Genomic DNA, 15,813 nt, shown 5'->3' with positions numbered 1-15,813 from the left:
GGGCCGGCTGGTCGAGCGGTGTCCGGGCCAGGCCCACAGGCGGCGACCGGTGCCGCGCGGTCCGCAGGGGACCCGGTCGCCCGGCCGGTCGCCGGGCGGACCGGGTACTGTCCCGGCGGTTCGGCGCGATCCGGAGATCTGAGGCATTGGGTACGCGGCGCGCAGCCGATAGCCTCAGGAGGTGGAATCAGTGCAGCCCCCCGCCGGTTCCCAGGTCTCCCGCGTACCGGCGCAGCGGACCCCGCCCGAGCAGTTGGCGCCCCCCGCGCCGGCTCCGGCACCCGAGCGTCCGCGTCGGCGGCTGCGGACCGTCCTTACGGTCGTCGCCGGGGTGCTGGCGGTGCTCTGCGGCACCGGCGCGGTGGTCGGTTTCGTGCTGTACGACCGCGCTACCGCACCCGACCGAAGTGCTCCCGACGTGGTGGTAGACAACTACCTCCGTGCGTCTCTGGTGGACCGCAACGACACGAAGGCTAAGGAGCTCGCATGCGAAGGCCAGTCCGGACTGGGGAGCCTGCGCGCGCTTCGCGACGACCTGTCCGAACGCGAGAAGAAGTTCGACACGAACATCTCGGTGAGCTGGGGGGCCCTAAGGACACAGCGCAAGGGCAACAACGCGGTGGTCGAGGTGGATCTCATCATCTCGGCTCTGGTTGACGGGAGCTCCCAGAGCGATCGGCAGAGCTGGCGGTTCGAGACACGCCATGTCGATGGTTGGCGGGTCTGTTCGGCGCAGCCCGGGTAGGGGCTACTCGAGCCAGAGCAGGTGGACCGGGAGCTCCAGGGTGCTCGGTGCCTGTCCGCGCCACGCCCAGCGATACCACTCCAGCTCCGGGGCCACCCGGACGCAGATGTCGCCGTCCGCGCCGGAGTAGGTCTCGGTCACCGCGCGGAGGTCGCGCCGCTCGGTCGACCCGGTCACGTGCACCACGCGCCGGCCGGTCACCGCGTCCGCCTCGAAGACCGGGGTGGGCGGGCGGTGGGTGGGCGCGTCGAGCGAGACGAGTCGGATGCCCGTCTCGGGTGGCCGGCCTGAGGGCCGCCGCTCGCCGACCGTCTCCACCCAGACCCGCTCCACCGGCACCAGCGGCGCGAAGACCTCGACCTGCTCGGACTCGGCCCGGTACCACTCGTGCTCCGGGATGACCGGCACGTACGTCCGGCTGCCCTGCACCACCCGCTCGTCGGCGCGCAGGTCGCCGCGCCAGCCGAGACCGGGCAGGCCGACCAGCACCCGCTGGCCCCGTAGCTCCACCCGGCCGGTCGCGGGCACGACCTCGATGGGGCGGGGCGGCAGCGGCGCCCAGTCGGGCTGGTCCGCGAACGGGTCGGGCAGCGGGTTGCTCATGCGCCGGTGGACCTCACTCCGCACCGGACAGCGGTGCGCCGCGTTCCCGCATGAACTGCACCGGGTTGATCGCGCCCCGGCTGGACCGGTCGCTGTCCACGTGCACCTCGAAGTGCAGGTGCGGTCCGGAGGAGTTGCCGCTGGTCCCGGAGAGACCGATCACCTGGCCCGCCTCGACCCGCTGCCCCGGCGCCACCTGGGGCCGCTCGATCATGTGACAGTAGCGGGTGATGTACCCGCCGGCGTGCAGAATGTCCACGAACCAGCCGCAGCCGCCCTTGCCCGGCCAGCCGTCGCGGTCGCAGTCCCGCCGTCCGGAGTGGTCGGGGTCGCAGCGAGCCACCAGCACCCGGCCCGCCGAGGCGGCGTGGATCGGGGTGCGCTTGTCCGCGGCGAGATCGACGCCGTTGTGGCTGGGGCGTTCGGGGGTGCGGAAGCCGGAGGCGATTCCGCCGGGCAGCGGGGCGGTCCAGCCGGAGGCGGCGATCTTGGCCCCCCGGGCGGCGTCGCAGACCGCTCGGCCGGCGATCTGCACGGTACGCGCGGCCCCGCCCGCGAGCGCGTCAACGATCCGGCCGGCCAACTCCTCGTGCTTCGCGTAGGCGTCGGGGAAGGCACTGACCTGGACCTGCTGCGCCACCACGGTCAGCGGCCGCTGCTCCCAGTTCGGCACCTGGACCATCTTGTCGTAGAACTTCCCGGCCGCGTACGAGGGCGTCATCCGCTGCTCGACGCTGCCCCAGCCGGGTCGCTGCTGGAAGAGGCCCAGCGAGTCGTGGTCCGCACCGACCCCCTCGTGCGGCAGCCCGAGCGAGTCCGGCACCGTGCTGTTGGCGAGGTTGCGCAGCGCGGACTCCTGCATCGCGGTGGCCAGCGCGATGACCCATCCCCGGGCGGGCACCTTCCGGTCCTGGCCGACCTTGATGATGGCGGCGGCGTTGCGGAGCTGCCCCTCGCCGTACTCGGCGAAGCGGGGCATCTCACCGGTGACGTTCACCCGCTGGCCGAGGTTGCAGCCATGGGCGAGGGCCGCCCCGTCCTTCTCCTCGTTGCCCAGCTCGGTGAGGAAGAAGGCCCCGGCGCCGCCGACGCAGCAGAGCACAGCGAGCACCGCGGTGGCCGCGGTGGCCAGCGCGCCGAGTCGCAGCTTCCGGCGGACGGCCGGTGCGGCGCTCACTGCCGCTCCCAGTCGACCGCGTCCACCAGCCACCGGCCGTCCGGCGCCACCAGGTCGAGCCGGAGCCGACCGTTGTCGAGGGGAATCAGCGCCTGCACGAAGGACTCCGTCCGGGGTCGCAGCGTCACCGGACCGGTCACCCGCCGGGCCGGAACCCGTTCCGGGTCCGCGCCGGTCAGCTTCTCGGTGAGCGTCGCGGTGGACATCGGCTCGAGCCGGGCGAGCCAGTCCGGCCCGCTGCTGCCCGGTCCGCCCAGCCAGGCGGTGGTGAACCGGGCGGCCACCTGCTCCGGGGACGGCTCGCCCGGGCGGGTCTTCGGCGAGGGAGCCGACGTCGGGCTCGACAGCAGGCCGTCGTCACCGGCCGCCGGGTCCACCGTGCTGATCGGCTCGCGCGGCCGGGTGCTGAGGCCGGCGGTCGGGTCGACCGGCCCGGAGACCAGCCGGGCCGCACCGATCACGCCGAAGACCAGGGCCGCGATCACGAGCGCGATTCCGAGCCGGGACCGCAGTATCCGGGTGACCAGGAATTCCAGCGCGCGACGCATCGGGCCTCACCGGGCCTCGGAGCGCACACGGGGAGCCGGCCGAGCCGGTGCCCGGTCGGCCGAGTCCGGCCGGTAGACGGCGAAGGCGGGCGCCTCCTCGGGGATGTCCGGCTCGGCCCAGGCCGGCTCCCGGCGGGGCCGGGGCGCGGTGGTGCGGCCACCGGCCGACCGCTCGGGGGTCGGGGCCTCGTCGGCCCGTTCCTGCCCGTCCGGCCGGTGGCGTTCGGTGGCCGTTGCGGCGTGCGACGGGTCCTCGTGCCGGGCCTCGGGCCGCAGGCTGCTCTGGTCGATTGGCACGCCCCGGCGCCGGCCGACCGCCGGTTCGGCGGTGCCGCCGGGCTCGACCACGTCCAGCCGCGCGGCCACTCGCACATCCCGGAAGAACCGGCGGTGCCAGGACCCGGCCGAACTGATCGCCTCGCTGCTGTCCTTGCCGCCGAGCTGGGTGATCCGCCGATAGGGGCGGAGCAGCAGCCAGCCCACCACGCCGCAGAGCCAGACCAGCACCACCTGGAGCCACCCGGGCAGGGTGGGAGTGTTCATGATCAGGTCGACCGCGAAGAGGTAGATGGCCGCGCCGGTACCGAAGATCGCGATGTTGAAGACGGCGGCGACCACCGCGTTCGCGAGCCGGCGCAGGCCGGCGCTCGCCGGCCGCATCAGGCCGACGGTGCCCAGGATCGGCGCGGCGATCACCGCCCACCGGAAGATCAGGAAGCCGAGCAGCACCAGCAGCGACGCGGTCAGGTCGAACATGGCGAAGAGCAGCGAGGCGAGCACCGCGATGAAGCCGGCCCCGATCCGGTCCATGTCGCGGGTGCCCTGGAGGTACTCGTACGCCTCCGGGTCCTCCGACTTGATCTGCTCGGCGACCCGGGCCCACTGCTGCTGCTTGGCCTTGATGGTGGCCTCGCGCGTCGCCGGATTTTGGCGGAGCTTCTCCGCTTCCTCCCAGGAGAGCGACTTGGCGTCGTAGAGCGCCGGGCCGTACTTCCTGGCGGTCTCGCTGTCGGCAGAGCCGAGCACACCCCGCAGCCAGTTCCGGTAGAGCATGGTTTCGGTGGCGGTGTCGCTGGCCCGGACCGCAGGCGGACGCTTGTCAACACAGGCATCGGGGTTCGGCAGTACGCACTTGTCCGGCGGGATGTCCTTCGACGCGGGTCCGACGGCGTCATGGACGACGCCCAGGGTGGTGATCAGGGTGTTGTCGGCGACGTTCGCCGACTTCACCGGCCAGGCGGCGAGGGCCGTCACCGCCACCATCACCAGCACCGCCCAGCCGGCGGTGGTCATCGCGTTGCTCATGTCCGACTGGCGCGAGCGCCAGAGCAGGTAGAGGCCGACCACGCAGAGCGTGATGATCCCGAAGACGCTGAACACCTTCTGGTACACGGCCTTGGTCGCCTGCTCCACCAGCGGGTCCGCCCAGCTCCACATCGACCGCGGATCCCAGGCCCGCTCGCGCAGCGCGTTCGACGCCCCGATCACCCCGTCGGCGAACATGAACTCGCCGTTGGCGACCATCGTGGTGAAGCGGTAGTCCGGGTGCAGCACCGACGAGGCGCAGCCGCCGTCGACGTCGTACGTGGTGTAGCTGTAGCCGGCGTAGCCGTAGTCGCTGTAGAGCCCCTTGGGGCCGGGCAGTTTCGCCGAGTCGGGGCGGGAGGCGAACCATCCGGCGAGGCCCGAGTCCGGCGCACCCGGGACCGGCGCGTTGCGGCACTCGACCTGGTCCTGGCTGACCTCCTTGAGCTTGGCGACACAGGCGCGGAAGTCCGCCTGCCACTCCTTGGTGCTGCACAGCTCGGCCCGGGCCTGGGCGACCGGTGTGGCGGCGTACGCGGGTGTCGACCCGACCAACGGCCAGGCGATGGTGGCTCCGGCGAGTACGCCGAGCGCGAGGAGGAGCGCCGCGATCCGTGCCCGGGCCCGCGCCATGTCACGCCTCCAGATCAGCCAGGGTCGGCAACTGCCCGGCCGCCCGGGCGACCGCGGCGGGGGTGGTGTCCAGGTGTTCCAGCAGCCCGTCGACGTACGACACGTCGACCCGGACCTTCTGCACGCGCCCGTCGACGTCGCGCATGACGAACTCACGGAAGCCGAGCCGGGCGGCCGAGCCGCTGTCGGCCTGGGAGAGCGAGGCGAGGGTGGCCTCGTAGCCGTCGTTGACCGGCACCCGCAGCAGCCGCAGCGCCTCCGAGGCGATCTCGGAGTCCTCGGCGATCCGGCCGACGAAGACGGTGGAGACCAGGTTCTGCACGTCGAGGCCGAGGATGTCCTTCGGGTTCTGCGAGGCGACCAGGGCGGCGAGGTTCCACTTGCGGGAGTCGCGGGCGAGCCGAACCAGGAACGACCGCCCGGAACGCCAGCCCTCCATGAAGTGCGCCTCGTCCAGGCCGACCAGCTTGCGGGAGGACATCGAGCCGCCGTAGCAGCGCCGGACGGCGAGCCGGTGTGCGGTGTGCAGCATCGGCAGGGCCAGGGCCTCCTCCGCCGACCAGTACTCGCGTTCGATCTTGAGGTCGGGAAGCCGGAGCCCGGCCATGGTGATCACGGTGAGTGCCGCGTCGGCGCCGAGCAGGCCCTCCGGCGGGCGGCCGAAGAAGAGCATGGCGAGCGGCATCTCGGCGGTGTCCAGCAGCAGGTTCGCCAGCTCCCGGCCGGCGTCGTCGTCCAGTCCCTGGAGGCAGGCGACCACGTCGTCCAGGGTGGACGTCTCCTCCGCCGGCACCTGGCGTACGGCGTGCCGGAACAGGGTGGCGGTGGACGCCTCGCGGGCCACCTGCGGCGGCACCAGCATCATGCAGATGTCCTGCACCAGCATGCGCCGTTCGGCGCGGGCGTTGGAGACGGCGATCTCGAACTCCCGGTCGCCCGCGGCGCCGGCGCTGAACTCGCTGCGCAGCGGCGTCGGGATCAGCGCGTACGGGGCCAGGGTGCCCTGGTCGGAGCCGGTCAGGTTGAGCACCCGCGAGTAGGGGGCCAGCTCGGGCATGGCGCAGAGCCGGGCCAGCGGGCCGGACGGGTCGAGCAGGGTCACCTGCGCGCCACGCCGGGCGGCGAGGTAACCGAGCGCGCCGAGCAGGGTCGACTTGCCGCCGCCCGGCTCGGCGACGAAGACCGCGAGGCCGGAGCGCTCGCGTACCTCCATGGGAAAGTGCAGGTCGAGGAAGACCGGCCGCCGGCAGGTGCCGGCGGTCCGGCCGATCAGGTCGCCGCGCCGGTCGCCGACCGTGGAGGCGGCCTGCGGCAGTGCCGCGGCCAGCAGGTTGACCGGCATCCGCCGGACGTACCCGGTGTTGGCGATCGGCTCGCCGGGGATGAACTCGCGGGCCAGCCAGTCCTGGTTCTTCGGGTGCTGGAGCGAGATCCGCAGCTCGCGGGAGTAGAGCTGGATGAGCCGGCGGGCCCGCTCCAGGCACTCCTCGCGGGTCCGACCGCCCACCGCGATCCGGTGCCAGCCGTGCGCGCGTGCCGAGTCGACCGGCAGGCCGGTGGTCATCTCGTCGCCGATCACCAGCGCCCGCTTGGCGAGCCGCTCCAGCTCGGGCGGGGCGTCGATGCCGTGCTCGGCGTAGTCGAGCTGCTGGGACCGGATCATCCGGAGCCGGTGCTCGAGGTTCCGGAAGGAGTCGCCCGAGCCGAGGATGTCCACCCGGGTGGAGAGTTCCATCGGCCACGGCAGCCGCTCGTGGAAGTGCAGCCAGGGCTCGTGCCGTTCGGGGATCTCCAGCGGCTCCATCCGGCCCACCGCGAGCACGGCCACGTGCCGCTCCTCGCCGGTCATCCGGTTGACCAGCTTCACCGTGGATCCGTACGGGGTGCGGTAGCGCTCGACCTGCTCGGTGAGGGCGAGCAGGTCACCGCGCTCCCAGCGGCCGTTGGTGACCGGGGAGAGGGCCCCCGGGGGTGCCATGCAGAGCGCGACCGAGCGGTAGAGCAGCCACTCCAGCTCCTGCGCGGTGACCCGGCGCCCGCGCATGCCGAACGCGCCGAGCACCTCGTCGAACTGCTCGACGGTGCGGCCCAGCTTGCGGCGCTCGCCGTCGGCGGTGCCCCGCCCGAAGGTGCGCAGCAGCCGTTCGGTGAGCGAGTCGCCGAGGGAGCGGCGGGCGAAGGTGACCCCGAGGTAGGTCTGCCCCTCGGCGTGGTTGACCGACATCAGGTGCCGTTGGGCGGCCACCAGGTGGTCGGCCCAGCCGGGGGTGCCGGGCACGTCGGGCAGCGGTGACGCGGTGTGCGCGTCGACGGTGCGGGCCCACTCGTCGGCCGGGAACGGCCGGGTGGTCCGGCGCAGGTGCAGCCGGAAGCCGGCCAGGCCGGCGTACTGCTCGGAGATCGCGGAGAGCAGCGCCTCCCGTTCGGCGTCGGGGCGGAACGCCCAGCGCACTTCGGGCAGCCAGTACCAGGCGGTGACCGTGTTGGGGGTGAAGGTCAGGTGACCGGCGATCTCGGTGATCGCCAGTTCCACGGACGGGTCGCGGTCACCGAACTTGATCTTTGGGGGGCGGACCGGCTTGATGGGCCGTCCGCTCCGCGCGGCGGACCGCTGCCGGGGCGGGGCCACCTCGCGGCTGGGAGAGGTGGCCACCTCGCGACCCTCCGGCCGGGCCGCCTCGTCCGTCTGCCGGCCGGCGCGGCGGGCCGGCCGGTCGACCGGCGGCTCCAGGTCGGCCGGCTCCGGCTCGGTGGTCGGTCGGAGCGCGGGGAGCCGGTCGCCGGGCTGGTGCGGCACCCGGGTCCGCCCGCTGGGCGCCGGTTCCAGGGCCGGCGGGTGGCCGGCCGGCTGGTCGTCCGGTTCGGTGGCGGGCCCGCGGGTGACCTCGCCGGCCGTACGGGTACGCCCCGCCGGCCGCCCGCCGCCGCTGTTCTCCAGGAGCCGCCCGGCGGCCGGCTCGACCTCGCGGCCGGCGGGCCGCCGCTCGGCCGGGGCCGGCTCGGCCGGGGCGGTGTGCTGGTGCGGGATCGGCAGGGCGTCCCGCCCGACGCCGCGGCGTGGGGGCGCGACCACCGGCATCGGCTCGGCTGGCGGCGGCGTGCCGGGACGGGGCGCGGGTGGGCCGGCCGGACGCCGCGGGCCGGGCTGCGCCCCGCCGAACAGGTCGAGGAAGGGGGAGTCGATGTCGGCGCTGTCACCGGCCGGGTGGCCGACCCGCTGCTCCTGGCCGGGGGTACGCGACGTCGCCGGCCGGGGCGGCTGGAAGACGCCGACGCGACCGTGCCCGGGGGTGGTGACCAGGGCCGGGTCGAGGACGACCTCGTCCAGCTCCTCGTCCGGCGGGTAGTCGAACGATCGCGCTCGGTTACCGTACGGGTCGGCCGGGTGTCCGGCCGGGGATCCCGGCGTGGAAGAGCGACTCATGCGACCGCCTCACCCGCGTCGTCCGTCTGCGCCGTCGGCGTACGCCCGGTCATGCCAGTTCCTCCCGGATCCTGATCCGGCTCGCCACCAGGCGCGGGTCGCGCAGCTCGGCGGCCGGCTCCCGGGTGCGTCGCCAGTCCGTCAGCGCGGTCCGGATGACCATGCGCGCCGGCCGGTCCGGGTCGACGTACCGGAAGATGAACGAGGTGGTCACGATGGCGAGCGAGATTTCCCAGGCGGGAAAGAGCTCGACCTGCAGCGTGAACAGCCAGTGGATGAACATGTAGAGGGGTACGAGCAGCATGAACAGGCCGTACTGGGCGTACGGGAGGTGCACGGGAAGGGTGTATCCGGGCGGCCCGAGGTAGACGAGACGAGCCCGGTAGATGTCGTCGTCGGTGCGCAGCCGCATGGTCGCCCGCGCCTATTCGAAGATCAGGTCGATCAGGTAGTCGCCGACGAAGAAGAGCGTGGCGGCCCCGGCGATGAAGGCCAGGCCGATGATGGCGATGGCCGAGCTGGTCAGCACCTTGGAGATCTCGCCCCGGCTGGCGCGCCCGATGAAGATGACGCCCAGTACGGCGAGCAGGATCGGCGCAATCTTGCTGGCGAAGAAGCTGACGACGCCATTGGTGTCGATGCCCTTGGGGGCCGGCTCGGCGAGTGGAGTCGACGCCAGGGTGTGGAGCGCGTGGTCGACGGCGGACGACACCGTCGCCAGGAGCTCGATGGCGATCACTGAAACCTCCCCATGTCGCGGCCGGCGGTGCCGCGGTGGTGCAGTAAGCCTGGCGGGATGGTGCTCTCTGGGTGCAGCGTTCGCAACCCTGTGTTTGTCACCCACCACGGAGAGTGGTGAGCTTTGGGGGGATTCTTCCCGCTTCGGCCCTCCCTCCAGGCTTCGCCATCTCGATGCCGGGCAATTCCAAAGCGTACGGGCCGGGCACCTTTGCGACAACCCGCGAAGAGTCGACCCGAACCGACCTGGACGACCGATCGTACACCTGTTCCAATCCGCATGTCAGGGCCGTCGTCGCCGGTGACCGGCCGGGTCGCCGGAAGCCCTGCTGGCGAACGGTAGTGTCGGGTCGTGACCGATCTGGTACGGGCGCGGGTCCCGGTGGTGATGGGCGTCCTCAACGTCACGCCCGACTCCTTCTCCGACGGCGGCAGATACGCCGATCTCGACGCTGCCGTCGGACACGGAGTGCGACTGCGGGCCGACGGCGCGGACCTGGTCGACGTGGGGGGCGAGTCCACCCGGCCCGGCGCCGACCGGGTCGACGCGGAGACCGAGACCACCCGGGTGCTCCCGGTGATCCGCGCGCTGAGCGCCGCCGGCATCCCGGTAAGCATCGACACCAGCCGGGCCCGGGTGGCCGAGGCGGCTCTCGCCGCCGGGGCCGACGTGGTCAACGACGTCTCCGGCGGGCTCGCCGACCCGGACATGGCCCGGGTGGTCCGGGACGCCGGCTGCCCCTGGGTGCTCATGCACTGGCGCGGCCACTCGCGCCGGATGCGGGACCTGGCCGGCTACACCGACGTGGTGGCCGACGTGCGGGCCGAGCTGAGCCAGCGGGTCGACGAGGCGCTGGCCGCCGGGGTCGCCGCCGAGAAGATCATCATCGACCCGGGGCTCGGCTTCGCGAAGACCGCCGCGCACAACTGGGAGCTCAGCGCCCGCCTGCCCGAGCTGGTCGACCTCGGCTTCCCGCTGCTCTTCGGGGCCAGCCGCAAGTCGTACCTGGGCCAGCTGCTCGCCGACCCCGACGGCAACCCCCGCCCCACCTCGGGCCGCGAGGCGGCCACCATCGCCACCAGCCTGCTCGCCGTGGCGGCCGGGGCCTGGGGCGTACGCGTGCACGACGTCCGCGGCACCGTCGACGCGCTCGCTGTCTGGCGGGCCACCGGCAGCCCGCGGCTGACGCCGAGCGGGGCGACCGCCGCGCGCAGCGCCGACGAAGGGGAGCGATGACCGACCGGATCGAGCTGACCGGCCTGCGCGCGCACGGCCGGCACGGCGTCTACGACTTTGAGCGCGCCCAGGGGCAGGAGTTCGTCGTCGACGCGGTGCTCGAACTCGACCTGGCCCCGGCCGCCCGCTCCGACGAGGTGACCGACACCGTGCACTACGGCGAGTTGGCCGAGAGGCTCGTCGCGGTGGTCGGCGGTGAGCCGGTCAACCTGATCGAGACGCTCGCCGACCGGCTGCTCGCGGTCTGCCTTGCCGAGCCGCTGGTCGCCGCCGCCACCGTCACCGTGCACAAGCCCGAGGCCCCGATCCCGCACACCTTCCGGGACGTGGCCGTGACCATGCGGCGTACCCGGTGAGCCGGGCCGTGCTGTCGATCGGCAGCAACCTCGGCGACCGGCTCGCCCACCTCCGCGCGGCGGTGGCCTCGTTCGGCGACACCGTGCTGGTGGTCTCCGGCGTCTACGAGACTCCACCGTGGGGGGACGCCGACCAGCCCGCGTACCTCAACGCGGCGGTGCTGGTCGCGGACCCGGCGGCCGGCCCGCGCGACTGGCTGGCGCGGGCCCGGGCCGCCGAGATGGCGGCCGGGCGGACCCGCGACCCGCAGCGGCGGTACGGGCCGCGGACCCTCGACGTCGACGTCATCGCGGTCTGGGACGAGGCCGGCGAGCCGGTGCTCAGCGACGAGGCGGAGCTGACCCTCCCGCATCCCCGCGCCCACCTGCGCGCCTTCGTGCTGCGGCCGTGGATCGACATCGAGCCGCACGGCCGGCTGCCCGGGCACGGCTGGCTGACCGACCTGCTCAACGCCGAGCCGCTGGCCGGGGACGCCCTGGAACTGCGCCCCCGACCGGATCTGGCGTTAGAGTCGGAATCATGAGCCAGTGGAGCCGGACGGCATGAGTCAGCCGCAGTCCCCGCGCGACCCCCACCAGTTCCGGATGGGGCCCACCCGCATCTCCACGCTGGTCGTGGCCGGCCTGGCCGCCGCCGCCGTGGCCTGGCTGCTGATCAGCAGCTTCTACTACGAGGTGGCGCCCAACCTGCCGTGGCTGCCGGTGATCACGCTGGCCGGTCTCGCGGTCCTGGAGGGGTACGCGGCGGTCAACACCCGCGGCCGGATCGAGCGCCGTCCGGGCCGGGACCCGGTGAATCCGCTGCTGGTCGCCCGGTTCGTGGTGCTGGCCAAGGCGTCCGCGCTGGCCGGGGCCATCTTCGCGGGCTTCTACGCCGGGCTCACCGGCTGGCTCTTCGTCGAGCGGACCCACGCCGCGATCGGTGACCGGCCGGCGGGCGGCGCCGGGCTGCTCGCCTCGCTGGCGCTGGTCGCCGCGGCGCTCTGGCTGGAGCGGTCCTGCCGGGTTCCGGAGCAGGAGGACGACGAGGACCGGGAGCCCGGCGACCGGGAGACCCCCCGCGGGCGCCTCTGATCAGGGGTTCCCACCACCCGCGCCCGCAGGTACCGTCCCTGGCGACCGGAGAGCAACGGCCGCCGCCGGTCCGCCAGCACGTCGGACCTTGACGGCCGCCATGTGGGAGGCGCGGCCATGGGGTACGACGAGACGGGCCAGGGTGCGCCTGCGGAGGCGTCGTCCGGGGTGCCGGCCACCGTGTTGGAGAACGTCTTCGACGACCCGTCGCACGGCGAGCCCGGTCGGGACCGGATGGCGGTCCACGTGGTCTGGGAGATCCTGCTGCTGATCGGCCTGGTCGCGGCCGGTTGGCTGCTCTGGCGGGAGAACCCGGACGCGCTGCGCGGCGGCGGCCTCAAGTCGCTGCTGGTCGACGTCGCCGGGCTCGGGATGCTCGTTCTCGCCGCCGGGCTGACCCTGCGCGCCGCCGCGGTGAACCTGGCGATCGGCCCGATCGCGGTGGCCGCCGCGCTGCACTTCGCCGAGCAGGGCGACCAGGGCGTCCGGGAGGCGCTGCTGCCGGCGCTGCTCGTGGCGGCCCTCGGCGGGCTGGCCCTCGGCCTGGCGGTGGTGGTGCTGCACGTGCCCGGCTGGGCGGCGAGCCTGGCCGGCGCGGCTGCGGTGATCGTGTACATCGAGCGGCGCACCGCCCCGGTCGTCGTCCAAGGCGGGTACGACCCCCGCAGCACCGCCATCTATCTGTTCCTCGGCTTCGCCGGAGTGGCCGTCCTCGGCGGGCTGCTCGGTGCGATCAAGCCGGTCCGGCGGCTGGTCGGCCGGTTCCGGCCGGTCGGCGACCCGGCCCGCCGCCGGGGTGCCGCAGCCGCCACGGTGACCGCGCTGGCCCTGGTCGCCTCGACCGTCCTGGCCCTGCTCGGCGGCGTGCTGATCGCCGCCAACGGGCCCGGCCCGGTGGTGCCGAGCACCGGGCTGGGCTGGACGGTGCTCGCGGTGGGCACCGTGATGCTCGCCGGCACCAGCGCGTACGGCCGGCGGGGCGGGATCTTCGGCACGCTGTTCGCGGTCAGCCTGGTCGAGGTCTTCCTGGCCTACGCGCAGGCCCGCGGCTGGACGATCAGCCGGTGGGCCGTCGGCGGGGCCACGCTCGGGGCCGGGCTGCTGGTCACCCGCCTGGTCGAGGCGTTCGGCCGGCCGCGTCAGGCCACCGGCACGGCGGCCCCCGTCGGGCCGCCCGGCGATGGCACGATCAGCGCCGGCTGGGCGCTGACCCCGCCCCCGGAGCCGGCCGACGCCTGGCCCTCGGTGCTGCCGGTACGGACCGACACGACCGTGGACGCCTGGGAGGCGCCCCGCTGGGAGAGCGACCCGCGCCGCTGGGACACCGACGACCGGTGACACCGCGGTGCGTCGCGTCCGGCGGGCCGGAGCTGATCTCGCCGGTTAGGCTCGGCGGCATGACCGAGACTCCTGTCCCCGGCGGCCGAAGCTTCGACGAGCTCGACAAGCTCTCCACCGAGGAGTTGCGCGAGCAGGCGTTCCACCTGGCGTGGGAGCGTCGCGACCTGGGGTTCTTCTGGTCGGTGCTGCGGCACCTGCCGAACGCGGACGAGGCGGCGGCGCTGGACGGTGCCCCCAATTCGGTGGGACCGACCATCGACGAGGCGAACGCCCTCTGGCGCGAGCTGACCGGGCACGGATACGAGGAGTCCGCTCCGCTGCTGCGGGCCGCGTTCATCGACTACCTGATGAAGCACTGACCTCCGATGGCCGCCCGCCGGCCCGCGGCGGGCGGGCGTACCCGCAGGTTTGCCCGGCGAGGTGGGCCGGGAACTGACCGCCCCATGGCCCTCACCAACCGCCCCCGCACCGTCAGCGGGTACGGCACCGCCGCCGGCACCGGCGCTCTCGCCGCGCTGCTGCTCGTCGGGGTCTGCGGGAGCCCGCTGTACGTGGGCTGGGTGCAGGACACCGACCTGAACGGGGCCGGCGGCTGGTTCCTGCGGCTGCTCGCCTGGCCCGCCTGGCAGTTGCACGCGGACGACCCGTCCCAGGGGGTGCTCGCCACCGACCTGCGGGCCGCCCTGCTGCTGATCCTGGCCGCCGCGCTGCTCTACCTGCTGCCCGCCGCCCAGGTGGCCCGGGTGCAGGGCGGCGTCAGCCAGTTCCTCTCCGGCTGGGCCGCGTACATCCTGGCCGCCGGGTTCGCCGCGCTGCTGTCCGCACTCCTCGGGCCGGCCGGCTCGCTGCTCGCCGCGTTCCAGGGCACCGGCACCGGGGTCACCTACGGCTTCTTCGCCGGCTGGATCATCGGCCTGGCCAGCCTCGGCGGCCGGGCCTGAGCGGGCTCAGTCGACGACGCCGAGCCCCAGCACCCGGGTCCGGCTGAGCACCCCGACCGGACGCCCCTCCTCGGTGACCACGGCCTGCTCGGCGGCGGAGGTGAGCAGCGCGCCGAGCGCGTCGTACGCCGAGCCGCCCAGCGGGACCGCCGGGAGGTCGGCCGCCCCGCCGGCGGGGAGCGGGTCGAGGACGTCCCGGGTCACCGGGGTGACCGCCAGCCGGCGGATGCCCCGGTCGGCGCCGACGAACTCGCGCACGAACGGCGAGGCGGGCGATCCGAGCAGGGCGGCCGGGGTGTCGTACTGCTCCAGCCGGCCGCCCTCGGAGAGCACCGCGATCCGGTCGCCCAGCCGGACCGCCTCGTCCAGGTCGTGGGTGACCAGCACGATGGTCTTGCGGACCTCGGCCTGCAGGCGCAGGAACTCCTCCTGCAGGCGGGTCCGGACGATCGGGTCGACGGCGGAGAACGGCTCGTCCATCAGCAGCACCACCGGGTCGGCGGCGAGCGCCCGGGCCACCCCGACCCGCTGCCGCTGGCCGCCGGAGAGTTCGTGCGGGTAGCGGCGGGCGAACTGGGTCGGGTCGAGGCCGACGAGCTCCAGCAGTTCGTTCACCCGGGTCCGGGTCCGCTCCCGGGGCCAGCCCAGCAGCCCGGGCACGGTCGCCACGTTGGTGGCCACCGTCTGGTGCGGGAACAGGCCGACGTTCTGGATGACGTACCCGATGCGGCGGCGCAGCCCGACCGGGTCGACCCGGGTGACGTCGTCGTCGCCGAGCAGGACCCGGCCGTGGGTCGGCTCGATCAGCCGGTTGATCATGCGGAGCACGGTGGACTTGCCGCACCCGGACGGGCCGATCAGCACCACCAGCTCGCCGGCCTTGACCTCCAGGCTGAGCTCGCGCACCGCCTCCGTCCCGTCCGGGTAGCGCTTGCCGATGCGCTCGAGGGTGATCGAGGCGGCGCCGTGTCCGGCGTCGGATCCCGGGGTAACGTCCACGTGTGTCCCTCCACCTGAGCTACCGGGCCGCGCCCGGTAACCCGTGGTTCTCCTGGCAGTACGTGCGGGACAACTCTGACACGATCCTGGCCGCGCTGCGTGACCACGCCTGGTTGACCGCCCGTGCCGTGTTCATCGCCGCGCTGGTGGCGTTGCCGCTCGCGGTGGCCGCGTACTGGTTCCGGTCGCTGGCCGGGCCGGTGCTGGCGGTGACCGGGGTGCTCTACACGATCCCGTCGCTGGCGCTCTTCGCCTTCCTCGGGCCGTACCTGGGCATCGGGGCGGTGACCGTGCTCAGCGTGGTCGTGCTGTACGCGCTGCTGGTGATCGTCCGCAACGCGCTGGCCGGGCTCAACCAGGTGCCGCCCGACGTCCGGGAGGCCGCCGAGGGGATGGGTTACGGCCGCTGGGCCCGCCTGTTCCGGATCGAGCTGCCGCTGGCCCTGCCCGGCATCCTCACCGGCCTGCGGCTGGCCACCGTCTCCACGGTCGCCCTGGTCACCGTCGGGGTGGTGGTCGGCCGGGGCGGCCTCGGGCAGCTCATCTTCGCCGGCTTCCAGAACAACTTCTACAAGGCCGAGATCATGACCGGCACCGTGCTCTGCGTACTGCTGGCGTTGGTGCTGGACCTGGTGCTGGCCGGGGTGGGCCGGCTGCTCACCCCGTGGCTCCGCCGGCGGCCGGCGTGAGCG

17 protein-coding genes are annotated in these 15,813 nt (G+C 73.9%); 9 read left to right on the top strand and 8 right to left on the bottom strand.

The features are described 5' to 3' along the window. Positions 1–190: 190 nt before the first annotated feature. Positions 191–745: a hypothetical protein gene (locus ACL02O_RS24915; protein WP_412820585.1), complete on the top strand. Its 555-nt coding sequence runs from the start codon at positions 191–193 to the stop codon at positions 743–745. 3 nt (positions 746–748) lie between these two features. On the opposite strand, the gene ACL02O_RS24910 is transcribed toward ACL02O_RS24915, so the two are convergent. From ACL02O_RS24910 to ACL02O_RS24880, 7 genes are read right to left on the bottom strand one after another with little or no spacing between them, the layout of a single operon-like run. Next, positions 749–1,348, bottom strand: coding sequence for a hypothetical protein (locus tag ACL02O_RS24910; RefSeq protein ID WP_412820575.1), 600 nt, complete (start codon positions 1,346–1,348; stop codon positions 749–751). Positions 1,349–1,361: 13 nt separating this feature from the next. Next, positions 1,362–2,525 (bottom strand): M23 family metallopeptidase, encoded by a 1,164-nt coding sequence (locus tag ACL02O_RS24905; RefSeq protein WP_412820574.1) that lies wholly within the window; start codon positions 2,523–2,525, stop codon positions 1,362–1,364. Further along, the gene (locus ACL02O_RS24900; RefSeq protein ID WP_412820573.1) at positions 2,522–3,073 is read right to left on the bottom strand and encodes a hypothetical protein; all 552 of its coding nucleotides are present in this window, start codon (positions 3,071–3,073) and stop codon (positions 2,522–2,524) included. Before ACL02O_RS24900 ends, ACL02O_RS24905 begins: the two co-directional genes overlap by 4 nt. Before the next feature lie 6 nt (positions 3,074–3,079). Then, complete coding sequence (locus ACL02O_RS24895; RefSeq protein ID WP_412820572.1) at positions 3,080–5,011, bottom strand: MraY family glycosyltransferase; 1,932 nt, start codon at positions 5,009–5,011, stop codon at positions 3,080–3,082. A gap of 1 nt (position 5,012) precedes the next feature. After that, complete coding sequence (locus ACL02O_RS24890; RefSeq protein WP_412820571.1) at positions 5,013–8,435, bottom strand: ATP-binding protein; 3,423 nt, start codon at positions 8,433–8,435, stop codon at positions 5,013–5,015. Positions 8,436–8,484: 49 nt separating this feature from the next. Next, positions 8,485–8,847: a hypothetical protein gene (locus ACL02O_RS24885; RefSeq protein WP_091317037.1), complete on the bottom strand. Its 363-nt coding sequence runs from the start codon at positions 8,845–8,847 to the stop codon at positions 8,485–8,487. Positions 8,848–8,859: 12 nt separating this feature from the next. Next, a complete protein-coding gene (locus tag ACL02O_RS24880; protein ID WP_412820570.1) occupies positions 8,860–9,174 on the bottom strand; it encodes a hypothetical protein in 315 nt (104 codons plus the stop codon). A gap of 351 nt (positions 9,175–9,525) precedes the next feature. Here ACL02O_RS24880 and folP point away from each other — a divergent pair, with 351 nt between their 5' ends. The 7 genes from folP to ACL02O_RS24845 all read left to right on the top strand — a co-directional run bounded on the left by folP (position 9,526) and on the right by ACL02O_RS24845 (position 14,122). Then, a complete protein-coding gene (gene folP / locus ACL02O_RS24875) occupies positions 9,526–10,410 on the top strand; it encodes a dihydropteroate synthase (RefSeq protein ID WP_412820569.1) in 885 nt (294 codons plus the stop codon). After that, positions 10,407–10,766 (top strand): dihydroneopterin aldolase, encoded by a 360-nt coding sequence (gene folB, locus ACL02O_RS24870; protein WP_412820568.1) that lies wholly within the window; start codon positions 10,407–10,409, stop codon positions 10,764–10,766. The genes folP and folB overlap by 4 nt, the downstream gene beginning before the upstream one ends. After that, positions 10,763–11,290, top strand: a complete 528-nt coding sequence (folK, locus tag ACL02O_RS24865) for a 2-amino-4-hydroxy-6-hydroxymethyldihydropteridine diphosphokinase (RefSeq protein WP_412820567.1) — start codon at positions 10,763–10,765, stop codon at positions 11,288–11,290. Before folB ends, folK begins: the two co-directional genes overlap by 4 nt. Positions 11,291–11,351: 61 nt before the next feature. Next, positions 11,352–11,840 (top strand): DUF3180 domain-containing protein, encoded by a 489-nt coding sequence (locus ACL02O_RS24860; protein WP_412820584.1) that lies wholly within the window; start codon positions 11,352–11,354, stop codon positions 11,838–11,840. 117 nt (positions 11,841–11,957) lie between these two features. Then, the gene (locus tag ACL02O_RS24855; RefSeq protein ID WP_412820566.1) at positions 11,958–13,178 is read left to right on the top strand and encodes an ABC transporter permease; all 1,221 of its coding nucleotides are present in this window, start codon (positions 11,958–11,960) and stop codon (positions 13,176–13,178) included. 59 nt (positions 13,179–13,237) lie between these two features. Continuing rightward, a complete protein-coding gene (locus ACL02O_RS24850) occupies positions 13,238–13,540 on the top strand; it encodes a hypothetical protein (protein ID WP_412820565.1) in 303 nt (100 codons plus the stop codon). An 84-nt stretch (positions 13,541–13,624) separates the two neighbouring features. Beyond that, positions 13,625–14,122 carry a hypothetical protein gene (locus ACL02O_RS24845; protein WP_412820564.1) on the top strand — a complete coding sequence of 166 codons (498 nt, stop codon included), beginning with the start codon at positions 13,625–13,627 and terminating at the stop codon, positions 14,120–14,122. Positions 14,123–14,128: 6 nt separating this feature from the next. On the opposite strand, the gene ACL02O_RS24840 is transcribed toward ACL02O_RS24845, so the two are convergent. Beyond that, complete coding sequence (locus ACL02O_RS24840) at positions 14,129–15,121, bottom strand: ABC transporter ATP-binding protein (protein ID WP_412820563.1); 993 nt, start codon at positions 15,119–15,121, stop codon at positions 14,129–14,131. Between the two features lie 2 nt (positions 15,122–15,123). Here ACL02O_RS24840 and ACL02O_RS24835 point away from each other — a divergent pair, with 2 nt between their 5' ends. Next, complete coding sequence (locus tag ACL02O_RS24835; RefSeq protein ID WP_412820562.1) at positions 15,124–15,810, top strand: ABC transporter permease; 687 nt, start codon at positions 15,124–15,126, stop codon at positions 15,808–15,810. Positions 15,811–15,813: the final 3 nt, after the last annotated feature.

It is taken from the genome of Micromonospora mangrovicola, from assembly GCF_047200535.1.
GTDB lineage: Bacteria > Actinomycetota > Actinomycetes > Mycobacteriales > Micromonosporaceae > Micromonospora.
The sequence above is the reverse complement of the archived record's forward strand: the minus strand, read 5'-3'. Positions and strand labels throughout refer to the sequence as shown.

Bases quoted from the DNA above. Each gene is read 5' to 3' on its own strand.
- ACL02O_RS24855 (WP_412820566.1), top strand. From the start codon at position 11,958: ATGGGGTACGACGAGACGGGCCAGGGTGCGCCTGCGGAGGCGTCGTCC.
- folB (WP_412820568.1), top strand. From the start codon at position 10,407: ATGACCGACCGGATCGAGCTGACCGGCCTGCGCGCGCACGGCCGGCAC.
- ACL02O_RS24895 (WP_412820572.1), bottom strand. From the start codon at position 5,011: ATGGCGCGGGCCCGGGCACGGATCGCGGCGCTCCTCCTCGCGCTCGGC.
- ACL02O_RS24900 (WP_412820573.1), bottom strand. From the start codon at position 3,073: ATGCGTCGCGCGCTGGAATTCCTGGTCACCCGGATACTGCGGTCCCGG.
- ACL02O_RS24890 (WP_412820571.1), bottom strand. From the start codon at position 8,435: ATGAGTCGCTCTTCCACGCCGGGATCCCCGGCCGGACACCCGGCCGAC.
- ACL02O_RS24845 (WP_412820564.1), top strand. From the start codon at position 13,625: ATGGCCCTCACCAACCGCCCCCGCACCGTCAGCGGGTACGGCACCGCC.
- ACL02O_RS24885 (WP_091317037.1), bottom strand. From the start codon at position 8,847: ATGCGGCTGCGCACCGACGACGACATCTACCGGGCTCGTCTCGTCTAC.
- ACL02O_RS24910 (WP_412820575.1), bottom strand. From the start codon at position 1,348: ATGAGCAACCCGCTGCCCGACCCGTTCGCGGACCAGCCCGACTGGGCG.
- ACL02O_RS24860 (WP_412820584.1), top strand. From the start codon at position 11,352: ATGGGGCCCACCCGCATCTCCACGCTGGTCGTGGCCGGCCTGGCCGCC.
- ACL02O_RS24850 (WP_412820565.1), top strand. From the start codon at position 13,238: ATGACCGAGACTCCTGTCCCCGGCGGCCGAAGCTTCGACGAGCTCGAC.